The sequence below is a fragment of the Exiguobacterium sp. PHA03 genome (assembly GCF_041945985.1).
In the GTDB taxonomy this organism is placed as follows: Bacteria; Bacillota; Bacilli; order Exiguobacteriales; family Exiguobacteriaceae; genus Exiguobacterium_A.
This window is the reverse complement of the sequence record NZ_JAUTYQ010000001.1, coordinates 1-18,188: the sequence shown is the minus strand read 5'-3', so window position 1 is coordinate 18,188 and position 18,188 is coordinate 1. Positions and strand designations below refer to the sequence as shown.

15 protein-coding genes and 15 tRNA genes are annotated in these 18,188 nt (G+C 46.3%); 5 read left to right on the top strand and 25 right to left on the bottom strand.

Annotation, left to right across the window (positions count from 1 at the left end):
- Window positions 1-29 precede the first annotated feature (29 nt).
- From Q7C19_RS00150 to Q7C19_RS00140, 3 genes are all read left to right on the top strand, one after another.
- A complete protein-coding gene (locus Q7C19_RS00150; RefSeq protein ID WP_056059940.1) occupies window positions 30-797 on the top strand; it encodes a transporter substrate-binding domain-containing protein in 768 nt (255 codons plus the stop codon).
- On the top strand, window positions 794-1,444 hold the full coding sequence (locus Q7C19_RS00145) for an amino acid ABC transporter permease (protein WP_035409432.1): 651 nt from the start codon (window positions 794-796) through the stop codon (window positions 1,442-1,444). The genes Q7C19_RS00150 and Q7C19_RS00145 overlap by 4 nt, the downstream gene beginning before the upstream one ends.
- Window positions 1,445-1,585: 141 nt before the next feature.
- A complete protein-coding gene (locus Q7C19_RS00140; RefSeq protein ID WP_035409434.1) occupies window positions 1,586-1,774 on the top strand; it encodes a hypothetical protein in 189 nt (62 codons plus the stop codon).
- Between the two features lie 170 nt (window positions 1,775-1,944).
- On the opposite strand, the gene Q7C19_RS00135 is transcribed toward Q7C19_RS00140, so the two are convergent.
- On the bottom strand, window positions 1,945-2,841 hold the full coding sequence (locus Q7C19_RS00135) for an aldo/keto reductase (RefSeq protein WP_056059936.1): 897 nt from the start codon (window positions 2,839-2,841) through the stop codon (window positions 1,945-1,947).
- Window positions 2,842-2,979: 138 nt separating this feature from the next.
- The gene (locus tag Q7C19_RS00130) at window positions 2,980-4,716 is read right to left on the bottom strand and encodes a phospho-sugar mutase (protein ID WP_375091393.1); all 1,737 of its coding nucleotides are present in this window, start codon (window positions 4,714-4,716) and stop codon (window positions 2,980-2,982) included.
- Between the two features lie 92 nt (window positions 4,717-4,808).
- Here Q7C19_RS00130 and Q7C19_RS00125 point away from each other — a divergent pair, with 92 nt between their 5' ends.
- Window positions 4,809-5,627, top strand: a complete 819-nt coding sequence (locus Q7C19_RS00125; RefSeq protein ID WP_375091392.1) for a sulfurtransferase — start codon at window positions 4,809-4,811, stop codon at window positions 5,625-5,627.
- Between the two features lie 41 nt (window positions 5,628-5,668).
- Here the strand turns inward: Q7C19_RS00125 and Q7C19_RS00120 are convergent, their stop codons facing one another.
- Genes Q7C19_RS00120 through Q7C19_RS00105 form a run of 4 tightly spaced genes read right to left on the bottom strand, consistent with a single transcriptional unit; the run spans window position 5,669 to window position 11,861 of the window.
- Entirely contained in the window at window positions 5,669-8,092 is a 2,424-nt protein-coding gene (locus Q7C19_RS00120) for a glycogen/starch/alpha-glucan phosphorylase (protein WP_375091391.1), read from the bottom strand.
- Between the two features lie 28 nt (window positions 8,093-8,120).
- Window positions 8,121-9,572 (bottom strand): glycogen synthase GlgA, encoded by a 1,452-nt coding sequence (gene glgA / locus Q7C19_RS00115; RefSeq protein WP_029340919.1) that lies wholly within the window; start codon window positions 9,570-9,572, stop codon window positions 8,121-8,123.
- A gap of 14 nt (window positions 9,573-9,586) precedes the next feature.
- Window positions 9,587-10,687, bottom strand: coding sequence for a glucose-1-phosphate adenylyltransferase subunit GlgD (gene glgD / locus Q7C19_RS00110; RefSeq protein WP_035409446.1), 1,101 nt, complete (start codon window positions 10,685-10,687; stop codon window positions 9,587-9,589).
- 13 nt (window positions 10,688-10,700) lie between these two features.
- Window positions 10,701-11,861: a glucose-1-phosphate adenylyltransferase gene (locus tag Q7C19_RS00105; protein ID WP_290748557.1), complete on the bottom strand. Its 1,161-nt coding sequence runs from the start codon at window positions 11,859-11,861 to the stop codon at window positions 10,701-10,703.
- A gap of 206 nt (window positions 11,862-12,067) precedes the next feature.
- On the opposite strand from Q7C19_RS00105, the gene Q7C19_RS00100 reads away from it, so the two are divergent.
- Window positions 12,068-13,843, top strand: coding sequence for a transglycosylase domain-containing protein (locus Q7C19_RS00100; RefSeq protein WP_375091390.1), 1,776 nt, complete (start codon window positions 12,068-12,070; stop codon window positions 13,841-13,843).
- A 1-nt stretch (window position 13,844) separates the two neighbouring features.
- Here Q7C19_RS00100 and Q7C19_RS00095 read toward each other — a convergent pair whose 3' ends face one another.
- The 19 genes from Q7C19_RS00095 to Q7C19_RS00005 all read right to left on the bottom strand — a co-directional run bounded on the left by Q7C19_RS00095 (window position 13,845) and on the right by Q7C19_RS00005 (window position 18,185).
- Complete coding sequence (locus Q7C19_RS00095) at window positions 13,845-14,411, bottom strand: DUF5366 family protein (protein WP_035409453.1); 567 nt, start codon at window positions 14,409-14,411, stop codon at window positions 13,845-13,847.
- Window positions 14,412-14,649: 238 nt separating this feature from the next.
- Entirely contained in the window at window positions 14,650-15,123 is a 474-nt protein-coding gene (gene trmL, locus Q7C19_RS00090; protein ID WP_023467320.1) for a tRNA (uridine(34)/cytosine(34)/5-carboxymethylaminomethyluridine(34)-2'-O)-methyltransferase TrmL, read from the bottom strand.
- A 3-nt stretch (window positions 15,124-15,126) separates the two neighbouring features.
- Window positions 15,127-15,606 carry a methylated-DNA--[protein]-cysteine S-methyltransferase gene (locus Q7C19_RS00085; RefSeq protein ID WP_035409455.1) on the bottom strand — a complete coding sequence of 160 codons (480 nt, stop codon included), beginning with the start codon at window positions 15,604-15,606 and terminating at the stop codon, window positions 15,127-15,129.
- Window positions 15,581-16,741: a tRNA epoxyqueuosine(34) reductase QueG gene (queG, locus tag Q7C19_RS00080; RefSeq protein ID WP_035409457.1), complete on the bottom strand. Its 1,161-nt coding sequence runs from the start codon at window positions 16,739-16,741 to the stop codon at window positions 15,581-15,583. The genes Q7C19_RS00085 and queG overlap by 26 nt, the downstream gene beginning before the upstream one ends.
- An 87-nt stretch (window positions 16,742-16,828) precedes the next feature.
- Window positions 16,829-16,899, bottom strand: a tRNA-Gly gene (locus Q7C19_RS00075).
- A 38-nt stretch (window positions 16,900-16,937) separates the two neighbouring features.
- A tRNA-Gly gene (locus Q7C19_RS00070) sits at window positions 16,938-17,008 on the bottom strand.
- Between the two features lie 4 nt (window positions 17,009-17,012).
- Window positions 17,013-17,093, bottom strand: a tRNA-Leu gene (locus Q7C19_RS00065).
- A gap of 36 nt (window positions 17,094-17,129) precedes the next feature.
- Window positions 17,130-17,203 (bottom strand) — tRNA-Cys (locus Q7C19_RS00060).
- A gap of 6 nt (window positions 17,204-17,209) precedes the next feature.
- Window positions 17,210-17,284: transfer RNA gene (locus Q7C19_RS00055), tRNA-Gly, on the bottom strand.
- Between the two features lie 8 nt (window positions 17,285-17,292).
- Window positions 17,293-17,364: transfer RNA gene (locus tag Q7C19_RS00050), tRNA-Gln, on the bottom strand.
- A gap of 10 nt (window positions 17,365-17,374) precedes the next feature.
- Window positions 17,375-17,447: transfer RNA gene (locus Q7C19_RS00045), tRNA-His, on the bottom strand.
- Window positions 17,448-17,456: 9 nt separating this feature from the next.
- Window positions 17,457-17,527, bottom strand: a tRNA-Trp gene (locus tag Q7C19_RS00040).
- 4 nt (window positions 17,528-17,531) lie between these two features.
- Window positions 17,532-17,615 (bottom strand) — tRNA-Tyr (locus Q7C19_RS00035).
- Between the two features lie 31 nt (window positions 17,616-17,646).
- Window positions 17,647-17,722, bottom strand: a tRNA-Phe gene (locus Q7C19_RS00030).
- A 7-nt stretch (window positions 17,723-17,729) separates the two neighbouring features.
- Window positions 17,730-17,805, bottom strand: a tRNA-Asp gene (locus Q7C19_RS00025).
- A gap of 8 nt (window positions 17,806-17,813) precedes the next feature.
- Window positions 17,814-17,887: transfer RNA gene (locus tag Q7C19_RS00020), tRNA-Met, on the bottom strand.
- 10 nt (window positions 17,888-17,897) lie between these two features.
- Window positions 17,898-17,972, bottom strand: a tRNA-Glu gene (locus Q7C19_RS00015).
- 21 nt (window positions 17,973-17,993) lie between these two features.
- Window positions 17,994-18,084, bottom strand: a tRNA-Ser gene (locus tag Q7C19_RS00010).
- A 26-nt stretch (window positions 18,085-18,110) separates the two neighbouring features.
- A tRNA-Asn gene (locus Q7C19_RS00005) sits at window positions 18,111-18,185 on the bottom strand.
- Window positions 18,186-18,188 lie beyond the last annotated feature (3 nt).

Here is an 18,188-nt window from a genome sequence, read left to right as displayed (position 1 = left end):
ATCATTCATTTATAAAAGGAGAGAGCGCTATGAAACACGGTTTGAAATTAGCTGTAGCAGCATTATCGACAGCGGGGGTGCTTGCAGCATGCGGCGCTTCGAACGACAACGCAGGTTCTGGTAAAGAGTCAAAAGTCATTACAGTCGGAACGGAAGCAACATACCCACCATTCACGTACAAAGAAAAAGGAAAATTGATGGGTTATGATGTAGATGTCATGAACGAAGTCGCAAAACGTGCTGGCTATAAAGTCGATTACAAAGCGATGGACTTTAAAGGACTCATCCCGGCACTCGATTCAAAACGAATCGATGTCATTGCGAACCAAATGGGGATCACACCTGAGCGTCAAGAAAAGTACGCTTTTTCTGATGCGTATACGGTTTCTGGTTCAACGATCATCGTTAACAATAAAACGAATGACATCAAAACACTCGATGACTTAAAAGGAAAAACAGTCGGTTCGACACAAGGTTCACTTTATGCAAAAACGGCTGAAAAAGCAGGCGCTAAAGTAAAATACTATAAAGGTGCGAATCAAGTCTTAAAAGACCTTGAAGCGGGTCGCGTTGATGCAGCCATGAACGATCGCCTCTTCGTTTTGACGGAGTTGAAAAAAGCGGGTTATAAAGTCAAAGCTGTCGGTGAGACGTTCGATAAGAACGAATCTGGCTTCATGATGGCGAAAAATAGCAAGTATACAAAAGACTTCAACAAAGCACTCGCTGAGATGCAAGAAGACGGCACTCTTGCAAAAATCGGTAAGAAGTACTTCAACGAGGATATCAGTAAGTGAGTGAATTACTGACGATCGTCCGAGATAACTCGGACGTCTACGCAAAGGCGATTGGCACGACCCTTCTAGCAAGTGGTCTCGCCATCGTCTTTGCGCTTATTCTCGGGTTGATTCTTGCCGTCATGCGTGATAGCCGCGTTGCCGTTTTCAGCGGTTTTGCACGTTTATACGTCTCGTTCTTCCGCGGAACGCCACTCTTGTTGCAAATCTTGATTCTTTATAATGGTCTCGTCACGCTTCAATTAACTGGATTCCAAGCACTTGCCTTCGGTTTGTCGCTTCACTTTTCCGCATATATTTCGGAATCGTTCCGCGCTGCCATCTCCTCTGTCGATCGTGGACAATGGGAAGCTGCTGACTCACTTGGAATTCCGCGTCGCAAGACATTCAAGGACGTTATCTTGCCGCAAGCACTATCTCGGGCGATTCCACCGCTTTCGAACTCTGTCATCGATATCATCAAGTCGACATCACTCGGTACGATCGTTGCTGTCGAGGAATTAACGTACGTCTCTGACCAGATTTCAGCGACGACATACCTCGTCATGCCGCTACTTTTGTTCTCCGCTGCAATTTACTGGATCATGTCAACACTTATTCAAAGCGTCCAACATCGTTTAGAAGCACGTTTCAGCATTCCAGAATGAATTTTTCACACTTGGAACCGTTAGGATTTCAAGTGTATTTTTTTAGATTTTTTGAGGTTTAGCACTAGTCAATCCGGGAATAATCAAGTATACTAATAAAAATCAGAATTATCTGACAAATTATAAAGGAGCGTGGCCGAGATGAAACAAGTAATTGAAGCTTTCCGTAGACAAGATGCAGAGCAGCGAATTCCAGTGCTACGTCTCGAAATCGATTATGAGCTCAGTACGCTCTTCGATGCGATTCAAGCCAATGACCAAGCTGGCATGTCAGCAAGTAAAGATCGTTTAGATAAATATCGTCAGGAGATGCTTCGCTTAGAAGCTTAACCTCATAGATCTCCCATCTCTCCTCCCCCTTGAGATGGGACTTTTTTTGTTTACTGTTACTCTATTCATAAAAGAGAGGATCGTTTCCAGATCGTGTACTGGTCGATCCTCTCGCTGCATTTCTTAAACAGAAAATATTTTATGCGTTTATTTCTATCTCACAGTCTAGATTAATCGACATCACGACCTCGTGATGCCTTCAAAATCTCAAACCATTGCTCGCGCGTCAACGACAGATTCGTCGAACGAACAGCAGATTCGATGCGTTCAATCTTACCAGAACCAACGATCGGCATGATACGTGCTGGATGTTTAAGTAACCATGCATATGCGACTTCGTCGATTTCTTTTGCCCCGATCTTTTCAGCGATCTCAGCTAATTTTTCACGTAACGGTGCGTATCGCTCGTCCTTAAAGAGACGACCGCCCGCAAGCGGACTCCATGCCATCAATGGCATCTCATTTTCATGACACAGATCGACGGATCCATCCTCGAAATGTTTCAGTTCCGAAACCGATAACTCGAGTTGGTTCGTCACGAGCATGAACGGTAAGCGTGATTGTATAAGACTCTGTTGTGCAGGTGTATGGTTCGATAGACCGAATGTCCGTACCTTACCCGCGTCCTTCAGCTCAACGAACGCTTCTGCAATCTCGTTCGGATCCATCAATGGATCTGGACGGTGAATCAACAACGTATCGACGTACTCGACACCGAGTTCTTGCAGGGAACGATTGACCTGTTTGATAATATGCTCTTTCGTCGTATCATAGAACGATAATGACTGATCCGAGAAATGATTCCCTTTCATCTTGATGCCCGTCTTCGTGACGATCTCCATCCGGTCACGTAATTCCGGTTTTAAGGCAAGAGCTTCCCCGAATAAGCGTTCATTCGTATAATCGCCATAGATATCTGCGTGATCAAACGTCGTAATTCCTAAAGCAAGGCATGCTTCAATCAATTCAAGACGCTCTTCCTTCGTCATTTCCCATTCATTCAATCGCCACAGACCATGAATGATCCGTGAGAATGATAAATCTTCTGTTAGCTGAATCCGTTCCATGTTTCTTCCACTCCTCTATCGTATGAACTCTATCTCGTTTACTGTACCTCAAAATGGTAACGGTTGCACGAATTTCAATTTTCAATGCTCTAAGACAAAAAAACAGGATTCCGTCATCGACGGAATCCTGTTTAGGACTTATTGAATTTGCTCGACTTCCTGCATGACTTCATCTTCGATTTGCTGACGTTTTCGTGTCGTCTCAGCAGCATCTGGTGACGTGACGCTGAAATAGAACTTAATTTTTGGTTCCGTGCCCGATGGACGAAGGCAGAACCACGATCCATCACTGAGCGTGAACTTCAAGACATTGGATTTTGGCAGATTGATCGGTGAGGGTTGATGTGTCTTCAGATCGTGAGCGATGCTCGCATCATAATCCTCGAACAAGACGACCTGTTCTCCAGCCACTTGTTTTGGTGGATTCTCACGGAACGTATCCATGATACGAGCAATCTGTGCCACGCCATCCTTCCCTTTGAGCGTCAGAGAGCGGAGTGACTCTTCAAAGTACCCGAACTGCTCGTAAATCGACTGTAATGCCTCATAGAGCGTCCGTCCTTCTTTTTTGTGATACGCAGCCATCTCAGCAGCTAACAAGCACGCTTGGACGGCATCCTTGTCGCGGCAGAAGTCCCCGATGAGATATCCATAGCTCTCTTCATAGCCGAAGAGATACTCATATTGACCCGATGCATTGTATTGTTTGATTTTTTCCCCGATGAACTTAAAGCCTGTCAACGTGTTCTCGACATGGAGATCATAATGACGTGCAATCAACGCACCTAGTTCTGAAGTAACGATTGTCTTCGCGACAAATCCGTTCTCTGGTAGTGTCCCCTGCGCCGCTTTTTGTGAAAGGATGTAGTCAAGCAACAATGCCCCCGTCTGATTCCCTGTCAAGACTGTCCATTCTCCGTCTGCATCACGTGTTGCTACTCCGACGCGGTCAGCATCGGGATCCGTCGCAATCAAGATATCGGCATCTGTACGATCTCCGTATTCGATCGCCAGTTTAAAGGCAGCATGTTCTTCCGGGTTCGGTGACGTCACGGTCGGGAATGCACCGTCTGGCTCTGCTTGCTCCTTGACGACTGTCACGTGTTCGAAACCGTAACGTTTCAAGCCTTCTGTTACCGGTACAAGACCTGTTCCGTGAAGTGGAGTGAAAACGATTTTTAGTGGATCGGCTAATTCCGATTGGATTGAAGGTAAGACACGAATCGTCTGTAATTTTTCTTGATACGCTTCGTCAAGTTCTTCGCCGACACGGACGATTAAACCGTTCGCACGAAGGACTTCTTCTTGCTCAAGTTCAATCGACAGCTCGTCTTCGATTTGACTGACGTACGATACGAGTTCATCCGCTTCTTTTGGTGGAAGTTGTCCACCGTCGTCTCCGTACACTTTATATCCGTTGTATTCTGGTGGGTTATGACTCGCCGTAATGACGATCCCGCCCGCTGCTTGTAAAGACCGAACCGCAAACGAAAGTTCTGGTGTCGGACGTAGACCGTCGAACAGATACGCTTTGATGCCGTTACTTGCGAGCGTCCGTGCCGCCTCCAGCGCAAATTCTGGTGAGAAATGGCGTGAATCGTGTGCGATGACGATTCCTTTTGCTGCCGCTTCTTCTCCTGATGCCTTAATGAATGCTGCGAACCCTTGTGATGCTTTTCGAACCGTATACACATTCATCCGGTTCGTTCCGACACCGATCTCCCCGCGCATACCACCTGTTCCAAACTCGAGTTCTTTATAGAATGCTTCTTCAGCTGCTTTTTCATCCGCTGCTAGCGTGACGAGTTCTTCTTTTAATGTACTGTCAAGATCAGCGAACTGATCCCATTTTTGATAGGTTTCTTTCCATGACATAGTAAATCGACTCCTTTTTGAATGAGGGTAAGACTTGCGATGATGCGATACCTTTCATATGATTAACACTAGAAAGGGTAAGGTGATGAGGCATGTTTCCTACGATTCAAATGGCAGACCTTCAACAGCTCGTCCGTACGGATCAGATTCGCTGGTTTGACTGCCGCTATGACTTACAACAACCTGAATATGGACGAAATGCTTTCTTAGAACAACACGTCGAAGGTGCACAGCACCTGGATTTAACGACTGACCTTTCTGGTCCAATCGATGAGGTCGGCGGTAGGCATCCGCTTCCTTCAAAAGAAGCGTGGCAACACACACTGGAACAGCATGGTGTGACCCCGGAAGACTTCGTCGTTTTGTATGACGATGGTTTTCCATATGCCGCTCGTGCATGGTGGTTATTTAAATGGATCGGACATGAGCGTGTCGTCGTTCTCGAGGGCGGATTCTCCTCTTACCTAGCGTTCGATCTTCCGGTTACAGACGAGACTTTTACTTATGAACCCTCTCAGTACACGCCGCGTTTCCAAGACGAGATGCTCGTCTCGTTCGAAGAGCTAAAGGATCAGCTGACAGAAACGCTGGTCATCGATTCCCGAGCGCCCGATCGGTATCGCGGAGAAATCGAACCACTCGATCATGTCGCCGGACACATTCCGGGTGCCGTAAATTGTTACTTTGAACAAGCACTCTCACCAGATGGTCGTTTACGAGACGCGGAAGATTTGAAAGAACTATACGCCGACATCCTGCCGGTCACGGCACCTATCCTCTACTGTGGAAGCGGTGTGACAGCGTGCGTCAATGTCATCGCTCTCCACTCACTCGGGAAAATCGATGTCCGGCTCTACGCCGGCTCTTATAGTGATTGGGTCAGCCGCGGTGAAGACGTCTCCCGTTCGTAAACATCAGACGCTGACAGAAATATCTGTCAGTGTTTTTTTGTTTAGAGTTGAATTGGTTTGATGTTCCAGATCGCATTCGCATACTCTTTAATCGTTCGATCACTTGAGAACACACCTGACCGAGCAATATTAAGAATGACACGTTTATACCATCCTTCCGGTTGCTGATACATCCGATCGATACGTTCCTGCGCTTGTTGATACGACATGAAGTCTTTCAGGATCAGATACTCATCATTATACGTCAATAATGAATCGTAAATTGCTTGGAATTCACCCGGAGCAAATAATGTCCCGTCGACGAGACTATCGATGATTCGTCGCAACTCGGGTTGGGCACTGTATTGATCATACGCACTATAACCGCCGTATTGCTTATAATTCATGACTTCCTGCGGCGTTAAGCCGAAGATGAAGATGTTCGCATCCCCAACTTCATCTCGAATTTCGATGTTCGCTCCGTCGAGCGTTCCAATCGTCAAAGCGCCATTCATCATGAACTTCATATTGCCGGTTCCAGAGGCTTCATAGCTGGCAGTCGAAATCTGCTCACTGACATCACTTGCCGGGAAAATCTTTTCAGCAAGCGATACACGATAGTTTTCTAGGAAGACGACTTTCAAGTATGGGCTGACCTCTGGATCCTGATTAATTAAGCGAGCTAACGCATTGATATAACGAATGACTTCTTTTGCATAATGATAGCCTGGCGCTGCCTTTGCACCAAAGATGAATGTCCGCGGTGTCATCGTAAAGGAACGGTCTTCCTTCAGACGATAATAGAGCGAATGAATGTGTAACGCATTTAAGAGTTGACGTTTGTACGCATGCAATCGCTTGACTTGAACATCAAAAATCGAGTTTGGATCAACGACGATACCTGTTTCCTTTTCAATGAGCAACGCTAATTCTTCCTTACGCTGAAGCTTGATCTCGGCGATGTCCTTCTGCAGTGCTGAATCCTCTGCCCATTTCGTCAATTTTTGCAAATCGGACGGATGCTGAATCCAACCATCCCCGATCGCTTCTGTCACACGGTTTGCCAGTGCTGGGTTCGATGAGAGAAGCCAGCGACGATGTGTAATCCCGTTCGTCTTATTATTAAATCGAAGCGGAAACATCTCATAAAATAGTCGCATCTCGCGCTGCTTCAGAATCTCAGTATGAATCTGAGCGACACCGTTCGTTGAATGCGTGCCGACGACAGCCAGATTCGCCATGTTGATCCGATCGTCCGCGATAATGGCGATATCTCGCATATGTGCTTCCATGTGTGGATAGTTCGCCAGCACATCTTTACAGAAGCGTCGGTTGATTTCCTCGATGATGAGATAGATGCGTGGCAACAAGCGACGGAACAAATCAACCGGCCAACGTTCGAGTGCTTCTGATAATAACGTGTGGTTCGTAAACGACATGACACTCTTCGTGATCCGCCATGCTTCTTCCCATCCAAACCTTTCTTCATCAACAAGAATCCGCATCAATTCCGGAATCGCGACGACCGGATGCGTATCATTGATATGAATGGCAATATGATTCCCGAGTTGCTTCAATGAATGGTTTCGTTTTTTAAAGGACGTCAAGATACTCCGTAATCCTGCAGAGACGAAGAAATATTGTTGCTTCAGACGGAGTTCTTTTCCTTCGTACGTCGTATCATCCGGATACAAGAACTCTGAAATCGTCTGAATCGATTGTTTATGTGCCAGTAAATCTTTATAGTTCCCACGGTATTGACTAAGTAATTCATCATCATCAAGTGGAGACTCAGCACTCCAGAGTCGCAGGTTATTGACAACCTTGTTTTGATAGCCAACGATCGGCATATCGTACGGAACAGCACGGACGATTTCAGTCGGTTCATGATGGACGCGATACCCATCACCGACTTCTTCGAGCCACACATGTCCACCGAATGAAATATCGACCGCTTTATCAGAACGTCTAATTTCCCACATGTTTCCGTTCTTCAGCCAGTTATCCGGTAGCTCGACTTGATAGCCATCGATGATTTTTTGCTTAAACAGACCATATTGGTATCGGATACCGTTCCCATGTCCCGGTAGACCAAGCGCAGCCAAGGAATCAAGAAAACAGGCTGCGAGACGACCGAGACCTCCGTTTCCGAGTCCTGGTTCCGGCTCTTCTTCTGTCAGATCACTGAGCTGATATCCGAGTTCTTCCAGTCCCCGTTCCACATCCTTTAAGACGTCAAGACTTAATAGGTTGTTATGCAAGAAACGTCCGAGCAAAAACTCGAGTGAAAAGTAATAGACTTGCTTACTTTTTTTATGGGTATATGTTTCCTTTGTCCTTAACCAATCGGTCGTGACCGTCTCACGTACCAGATAAGCAAGTGTCTGATAGATATCGTTTTCTGTTGCTTCCGTTATTGCCTTGCCATGCATCGAAACGAATCGTTCCGTAAACCTCTCCTTGAACTTCTCTATATCTTTGAACATGACGTAACTCCTTTTCCCAGTGATACGATCAAGTGGCGGACGGTGCAATCAAACGATATAACGCCAAGTATTCGTCGGCTGAACGCAACCAACTGAAATCCTCATTCATCGCCGTCTCAATCAAGTGCTCAAAGACCGGGCGATCATGATAGACCTCAATAGTACGTTTAATCGCTTCTAAAAACTCATGTGCATTATAATTCGCGAACGAGAATCCATTTCCTTCTAACGTAAACTGATTGAATGGCTTGACCGTATCACGAAGACCACCTGTTTCCCGGACGACTGGTAAACAGCCGTACTTCATGGAAATCAACTGACTGAGACCACATGGTTCAAAACGCGAAGGCATCAAGAAGGCGTCACTGCCCGCATAGATTCGTTGCGCGAGACCAACGTCGAACCCGATGTAAGAAGCGATTTTGTCTGGACGAATCGATGTCGCATGATGGAACAACCCTTCATATTCCGCTTCACCTGATCCAAGGATGATGAACTGCGCATCGAGTTCAAACAAATCTGGCAAGATATGCGCGAGCAAATCAATCCCCTTTTGGTCGACGAGACGAGAAACGAAACCAAACAATGGTACATCCGGATTGATGGGGAGACCTAGTTCTTCTTGTAAGGCAGCTTTGTTCTTCGCCTTTCCTTCCGTGACGGTATCGACCGAATACGTCTCAACGAGATGCGTATCATGTGCAGGATCAAATTGACGATAGTCGATTCCATTCAAGATTCCGCGTACGTCGACAGCGCGATGTTGTAAGACGGGTTCAAGCGTCTCACCGTAATACGGATCCATGATCTCATCACGATATGATGGACTGACTGTCGTGATTTGATTGGAATGGACGAGTCCTGCCTTCATGTAATTGACGAGACCGTTATGAGCAATACCATCGGCTGTGAAGTGTTCATGACTCAATCCAAGTAAATCACCGAGTACTTCCTCCGGGAAAACACCTTGATATTGTAGATTGTGAATCGTAAAGACCGTTTTAATATCTTGATAGCGCTCTAGGTGCTGATAATGGATTCGTAGGAACGCCGGAATCACACCTGTTTGCCAATCGTGACAATGGATGACGTCCGGTACTTCTTTCCGATCGAGATGTTGAATCATCTCAAGAACGGCACGTGAAAAATACGCAAATCGTTCCGCATCATCGTAATGTCCATAAATGACACCATCGCGTTTGAAATAGTACTCATTATCGATGAAATAGAACGTTACACCATCTTGTTTTAATCGGAGGACAGCACCAAATTGCTGTCGCCAGCCAACTGGTACGATGAAGTCGAATAAAAACTCCATCTCTGATTTGTATTGTTCCTTGATTTGACCATAATTGGGTAAGACGACCGAAACGTCTGCCCCTTCCTCAGCAAGCGCTAAAGGGAGCGAGCCGACGACGTCAGCTAGCCCCCCTGTCTTGATGAAGGGTGTCGCTTCCGTGGCAGCAAACCATACCTTCATGAATGACATCTCCTTTAAACGATTGTTTGTTTTTTGATGACGATTGGTTCTTCTGCCGTACCGCGAATGACTTGACCGCGTTTGACGGTCACTTCTTTGTCGAGAATCGCGTACTCAACGACCGCGCCTTCTTCAATGACCGATTTTTGCATGATGATCGAGTTTTTGACGCGCGCATGCTTTCCGACTTTAACACCACGGAACAGGATGCTATCCGTCGTCGTGCCTTCTAACTTACAGCCGTTTGCGACGAGTGAGTTCTTAATCGCTGAACCTGGCAAATAACGTGTCGGCGGTTCATGCTTGATTTTCGTGTAGACATGCTGGAAGTCGTTGATTGCTCCCCACTGTTCAAGCAATAGCATGCTCTCACGGTAGTATGAACGAAGTGAGTGGATGACTTGTGATGTACCACGATATTCATAACCATGTACATGCAAGCGATTTAGCTGCGAACGGATGATGCTTTGTAGTAAATCGTACTCGCCACGCGCAATCGCCTCATCAATCAAACGAACGAATAGGTTCTTCGATAGAACGACCGTTTCCATGTAGAACGTCTCATCAGTCGGCTGGAACCCTCGTGATCCGATTGCAGTCACGCGGTTCTGCTCGCCAAAGCGAATTGGACGGCAGTATTTGCAAGGCAGTTCACGCTTCGTATAAACGACTGTGATATCCGCATTCGATTCTTTATGTTCGCGCAAGACATCACGATAATCTACGGCTGATAAGATGTTCGAACCAGAGACGACGACATAGTTCTCCTTACTGCGCAGGAAGAAATCGCGATGAAGGTGGAAGTTTGAGAGATCTCCCCGGAACTCATTCGCATCTTGTGATAATGCAGGTGGGAAGATGTAGAGTCCACCGTTTGAACGGTCAAGATCCCACTCTTTTCCTGAGCCGAGGTGATCCATCATCCCACGATATTTTTCAAGCGTAAAAATTCCGATGTTCGCGATATCGTTTTGTACCATGTTCGTTAATGTAAAATCGATCAATCGATAACGACCCGCAAATGGCACAGCTGCCAAGTTACGATGCTCTGTTAGTTCTTTGAAAAATCCTTCTTCACCACTTAGATTGATGACGCCTAATAAATCGACCTTCATTCGAATATCCCCCTTATTGAATTGCTTCTTTGATGACTTCGTTCTTTTTAACGATGCTGTCTGCTTCAATGACGAAGACTTCTCCGTCCGGAGATCCAATCGTCGCACCATCTTCAACGATGACACCATCTGCTAAAATCGCCCGGTGAATCGTGACGTCTCGTCCGATTTTAACGTTCGGGAAGATGACTGAGTCTTTGACGAGTGATCCTTCCGCTACTTCTACACCATGGAAGAGGACTGAATGATTAATTTCACCTTCGATATGGCATCCTTCATTGATGATTGATGACTCGACCGTTGCAGCGTTTCCGATATATTGAGGTTGTTGGTTCGGGTTGACAGAATAGACTTTCCAAGATGGATCGTATAAATCAAATTCTGGTTCTGCCGTCAACAAATCCATGTTTGCTTCCCAGAGCGATTGAATCGTTCCGACGTCTTTCCAGTATCCTTTGAATTTATACGCACGGATATTCAGATTTTCAAAGAGCATGTTCGGAATGATGTTCTTACCGAAGTCGAAACTTGATTCCGCATCCCCTGCATCTTGAATCAAATGACGTTTCAATACATCCCAGTTAAAGACATAGATTCCCATCGATGCGAGATTCGATTTTGGATTCTCTGGCTTTTCTTCGAATTCATTGATCCGGAGATCATCGTCAGTATTGAGAATTCCGAATCGTGGTGCTTCTTCCCATGGGACTTCACGTACAGAAATCGTCACGTCAGCTCCACCAAGTCGATGCTCCTCGATCATTTTTTCATAATCCATTTTATAAATATGATCGCCTGATAGGACGAGTACATAGTCAGGGTCGAATTGGTTGATGTAACTCATGTTTCGATAAATGGCATTCGCTGTTCCTTCATACCAGTTCTTTCCGTTTTGAGCTTGGTAAGGAGGTAGAATCGTTAAACCACCGTTACGTCGATCTAAATCCCACGCACTCCCGATTCCGAGATAGCGGTTCAATTCAAGTGGTTCATATTGCGTTAACACGCCGACTGTATCGATTCCTGAGTTCGTACAGTTCGAAAGCGGGAAATCAATGATGCGGTATTTTCCTCCAAATGCAACAGCTGGTTTTGCAGTATGTTTCGTTAAAGCTCCCAGACGTTTCCCTTCTCCGCCCGCAAGTAACATCGCAACGACATTCTTTTTAGCCATTTCGTCCCCTCCATTTATGCTCTTTTTTTTCAGACAATTTGAGTTATAAAATCCACAGATACTTCTATATACCCAATCTTTTCTCTTTTTAATATAACATTCCTGCAAAATAGGTTTATTAAAATACAAAAATCGAAAAAAAATCTATTGATTTCTCCATAAAAGACCGATAATAGGAATGAAATGGCTTTTTGAAAGGAGTTCTCATGCGAATTACGACAGGATATCTCGTCTTATTTGGTCTTACGATGATGCTTCTGTTTTCCTTATTTTCAATTAAAGATGAGTTAAAAACAGCACGCACACTTTTTTTCTGGGCCGACGAACAGACGACACGACATCCACTGACCTCCTACCAACCAATCACCGTAACCTATGAAAACAAACAGGTCGAGCTCTATGACGGATTGCGACGGGATGACTTAACGCCTCGAACATTACCCAAAAAAGTCGAGCAAGCGTTTGTAGCAATCGAAGATCAACGTTTTTATCAACATGACGGTTATGACATCACAGGAATCTTACGTGCATTTACTAAAAACCAGTCTGATTCTAAATCCCAAGGCGGAAGTACGATCACACAACAACTAGCAAGAATGACATACCTATCAAACGAAAAAACATATACTAGAAAAATAAAAGAGTTGTTAATCGCTGTTTCTTTAGAACAGAAATATTCTAAAAAAGAACTAATGACGGCGTATGTCAATCAAGCATATTTCGCGAATAATATTTACGGGATCGAACTGGCCGCAAAATCATATTTCAATAAGCCAGCGCGCGAGTTAAATTGGTCTGAAATCAGCTTTTTGACAGCGATTCCGAACAATCCGTCACTCTACGATCCGCTTCGTTTTCCTGAAAATACAAAAAAACGTCAGCAACGAATCGCTCAAGCATTAGTGCGCGATCGTGTACTGACGAAAGATTTTACTATTTCTCATGTGACACCTCGATCCTATAAGCCGCGGGTTCCTTATCCGGACTATATCGATGCAACCGTCCAAGCTGCCATCCGGATGACCGCTCAACAGCACGGATGGAGTGAGAAGCATGCTTCGGAATATCTACATCAACAAGGTGCGATCATCTCGACATATCTCGACTCAGCCGAGCAACAACGAGCTAAAGAAGCTCTTCGTCGTCTACCAGACCCGATTGAGGGAGCCTATGTTGGCATTGATGGACAAACACACGGGGTTACGGCTTTAGTCGGCTACAAATCAAATTTGACCGGTCAGTTCAACCGAGCAGTGCAGTCGTACCGACAACCTGGTTCATCCATCAAACCTTTACTTGTCTATGGTCCTTATCTCGAGAAGACGAAAGCTCGATTGTCGAGTACGTTAGACGGTAGTCCTGTCTGTATCGATGGATACTGTCCATCAAATAGCGGAAATCGGATCCTTGGACAAGTGACGATTGCCGATGCGATCGCTTATTCTTATAACACACCAGCGATCCGCGCTTTTGCTGTTTCTTTCCAAGAAGGATTGAAGTCCATCCGTCCGTTCCATTTCAGTCAGTGGACACGGAAGGATGATGCCTTCACGAGCGCTTTGGGCGGTTTGCAGTACGGCATTAGTCCGTTTGAACTGACAAATGCCTATACCGTATTCGTAAATGACGGGCTCTATCGACCGGCTTCGATGATTAAAAGTATTACGTTTCGAAACGGAACGGTCGAACGACCGCAGGAAAAGGAACAACGGATTTGGTCCAGTCAGACGAACCGTGAATTACGGGCTGGTTTAAAAAATGTCATGACGTATGGAACAGGGCGCAAAGGATACGATCCTTCCGCGCGCTATATCGGAGGAAAAACAGGAACAACGAATGATAATAAGGATATGTGGTTCGTCGGTATCAAAAATCAACACATCGGGGGTATTTGGTTAGGAGCTGACCGTCCCCGCCCTTTCCCTGCTGAAGCCAATGCAACGTTACAGGTCCAGACGTGGGCGACGATTTTACGTCCTTGAGTCAACTCGGAAATAAAATTGCTTCTCCAAAGGAATTGAATAAGGTCAGACCAACCCATGATAGACCAGCGAGTAGAACGCCCCAGGCTAAGAAGGAGAAGATGATCAACCCAACAGCTCCAGCCGCACTCGTCATTTTACTAATCTGTACCGTGTAAAAGATAAAATAGATGAAGAAGGATACAAGCAATACGATCCCAACGTGCAAGAAGGACGTCATGAAAGCAAAGCTGACACATCCTCCGACGAGCAGGAGAATACTGCCCGGACGTAACATACCGAGTGTCGTTCCCTCTTGTTCTTTGATGAAAAAGGCGAAACCGAGCTGATTGATCGTGTCCGATAGTAGTTTAAGCGAACTAAAGATCATGAAATAGACGATCAAAAAACCAAGCCAAACGACGAGCTTCGTATCACGTGCCGTCAGTAGCTGGAGCAGTTCATCGTACACGCCGACTTGATCGAGCCAATGCAATGCAAGTTCCGTCGTCGCGATCGCAAGGGATGTACTAAATAACAAGATGCTGATCAGTGGGGCATAACTTAATAGGTAAACGTTCGTACGCATGTGGAGTCTCCATTCATAGAAAATTCATATGTAGCACACAATTTCACTTACAGGTATACTATAATAGATTATATCGGTTCAAGAGACTGAAGGGGGAAACAAAAATGGCATTTATCTTAATGGTCGGCGTAAGTCTTGCGTTTTTGACAGCAATCTTCACTGCAGGCTACAACAAAAAACCTGAAGGTAACGAATAACTCATAAAAGCTCCATCCTGAATTAGGATGGAGCTTTTGCTTTACAGAAGACCTGCGTATCCTTGCTGACGTAATGCTTCATAGACGATGATCGCTGCCGTGTTCGAGACGTTCAGTGAACGAACGAGATTCGATTGGGGTAAACGGATACACCGTTCTGCGTTTGCATCGATGACTTCAAGCGGCAATCCTTTTGTTTCCCGACCAAAGACGAAGAAATAGTCCTGTTCAACGTCCGATAAGTCAATCTGACTTGGGTACTGTTCCCCGTATTTCGTAATATAGTAGAAAATACCTTCCGGATGTTTTTCCCACAGTTCTTCTAACGAATCATGATAACGGACATCGACAAATTCCCAGTAGTCAAGACCCGCACGTTTAAGTTGCTTATCGTCTGTCGAGAAGCCGAGCGGTCGGATCAAGTGAAGGACGGAATGCGTCGCTGCACATGTTCGCGAAATATTACCTGTATTTTGAGGAATTTCCGGTTGATACATAACGACATGAATAGCCATGGTTCAATTCTCTCCTATCTCATGCGCTAAAAGCGCTTCTTTATGGGCAATTCCGCTTGCGAAACCCGTCAATTTACCGGTCGCCCCGATGACACGGTGGCATGGATAAATCAATGCGATCGGATTCCGATTCAAGGCACCGCCAACAGCTCGTGCTGCCTGTGGTTTTCCAATCATTCGAGCCAGTTCACCATAACTGATCGTCTGACCGAACGGAACGGTTCGCAAAGCTTGTAACACTTTCTCTGCAAATGGTGTGACACGCAACTGACAAGGAAGCGCATCAAGCGCTTGTACCTCGCCTTGTGCATAACGATCAAACGCCATACGCCAAGCTTTCGGTAATGTACCTTCGTCTGTCTCTTCTGCTAAATAGGTCCGAGCACGATCTTTATTCAACCCAAAGTCGAGGTACACGATTTGCTCTTTTTCCCATGCGACGAGCAATGTACCGAACTTATAAGTGAGCTGTTGAAATGGCATCTGCTTCCCCCCACTCTTCAATTAACCGTTGTCCTTCTGTCTGAACATCCACTGCAGTATCCGCTAAAAGACGGGATTCGATGTACGACTTCTCATCAATTCCGCCAATCCGACCGACTGCCCAGAGTGCAAGCGCCCGCATGTCTTCGCGGGCATCTGTTTCCGTCATTAACCGTAGCGCGTCAATAGCACTCTTGTCTCGATAATGAACAAGCGCACAAATCGCATTACGTTGAATCGGCTTCTTACCACGCCATGCTCCGGATAATGTTCCGAAACGACTCTTGAACTCACGGTTACTCATTGATAAGAGTGGAACAAGGAGCGGTTTGACCTGCTCCGGATCCGGTTGTAGTTCAACATGATGTGTCGCATTCTTCTTCCGGTTATATGGACATACTTGCTGACATGTATCACACCCATACAGACGGTTCCCAAGCGCCATCCGAAACGGTTCTGGCAGTAACGTTTTCGTCTGTGTTAAAAACGAGATACATCGTTTAGCGTCGATGACACCAGGTTCAACTAGCGCATCCGTCGGACAAGCATCGATACATTTATTGCATGTTCCACATAATTCTTCGACTGGCTGATCCGGCGGCAAGACGAGGTCAGTAATCAATTCACCGAGATAAAGATACGATCCGTGCTCTTCACTGATGATCGAGCAATTTTTACCACTGAATCCAATACCTGCTCGTTCTGCTACTGCACGATCGACGAGTTCTCCTGTATCGACCATCGAGCGCGTCCTTGCACCTGGACTCAACTCTTGAATTTTTTCTTCAAGCAACGTCAAACGTTGTCGCAACGCCTGATGGTAATCCAGTCCCCAGGACGATCGACAAAAAATACCCCGCCGCTCCCCTTCCTTGCCACGAGGTGCATTTTTGAGAGTACTTGGATACGCGACCGCAATGGCAATGATCGAAGCCGCATCTTCTACGAGTAACGAAGGAGTCGTTCGTAGATCGAGATCGGGCTCTTCAAAACCAGAAGCAAATCCTTTCTCCTGTTGTGCTTGAAGTCGACGTTTTAAGACAAGAAAAGGGTCAGCCGTCGTCACCTTCAGCTCATCGATTCCAATCTCAACTGCGTACTCTTGTAAAGCCAATTTCAATTGTACACCATCCATTACGACACGCTCCTTTCCTCTTAAGATTCCTTCCTAAACAAAAAGAGCAAGGTGTCAGCGAAAACGACACATTGCTCTTTTTAGGTAAGCGGGTGAAGGGAATCGAACCCTCGTCATCAGCTTGGAAGGCTGAGGTTTTACCATTAAACTACACCCGCATGATCAGGTGAAACATCAGATTGTGTAAAAAGTATAAAGCGGGTGAAGGGAATCGAACCCTCGTCATCAGCTTGGAAGGCTGAGGTTTTACCATTAAACTACACCCGCAAGATACCGGTGGTCGGAATCGAACCGACACTCCAAAGGAACACGATTTTGAGTCGTGCGCGTCTACCAGTTCCGCCACACCGGCACAATCTCTTGCAAAACTATTTAATTGAGAAATAGTTGGAGGCGCCAGTCAGAATCGAACTGACGATAAAGGAGTTGCAGTCCTCTGCCTTACCACTTGGCTATGGCGCCACTCATTGGAGCGGAAGACGGGATTCGAACCCGCGACCCCGACCTTGGCAAGGTCGTATTCTACCACTGAACTACTTCCGCTTGAAAAGCTGGGCTGGAAGGGATCGAACCTTCGCGTGCTGGAATCAAAATCCAGTGCCTTACCACTTGGCTACAGCCCAATAATAAGAGGGCGACTGATGGGAATTGAACCCACGAATGCCGGAATCACAATCCGGTGCGTTAACCACTTCGCCACAATCGCCATGGTAAACAGGGGCAGCAGGAATCGAACCCGCGCTGACGGTTTTGGAGACCGTAGTTCTACCGCTAAACTATGCCCCTATGGTGGTGGGGGGGGGCGGATTCGAACCGCCGAACCCGAGGGAGCGGATTTACAGTCCGCCGCGTTTAGCCACTTCGCTACCCCCCCACAAATGGGAAAATCATGTTGTTAATAAAGATGGTGGCTTTGGACGGAATCGAACCGCCGACACAAGGATTTTCAGTCCTTTGCTCTACCAACTGAGCTACAAAGCCTTAACAATGGCGGTCCTGACGGGATTCGAACCCGCGATCTCCTGCGTGACAGGCAGGCATGTTAACCGCTACACCACAGGACCGTATGTAATTGCGGGGGCCGGATTTGAACCGACGACCTTTGGGTTATGAGCCCAACGAGCTACCAGACTGCTCCACCCCGCGACGCTATAAATGGTGACCCGTACGGGATTCGAACCCGTGTTACCGCCGTGAAAGGGCGGTGTCTTAACCGCTTGACCAACGGGCCATTCTGAATTGAAAGTGATGATGGCGGAGAGCAAGGGATTCGAACCCTTGAGACGCTTTTGACGCCTACACGATTTCCAATCGTGCTCCTTCGGCCACTCGGACAGCTCTCCATTGTACGTGGTGAAGAAGTAATAAATGGCTCCGCAAGTAGGATTTGAACCTACGACCTACCGGTTAACAGCCGGTTGCTCTACCGCTGAGCTATTGCGGAACG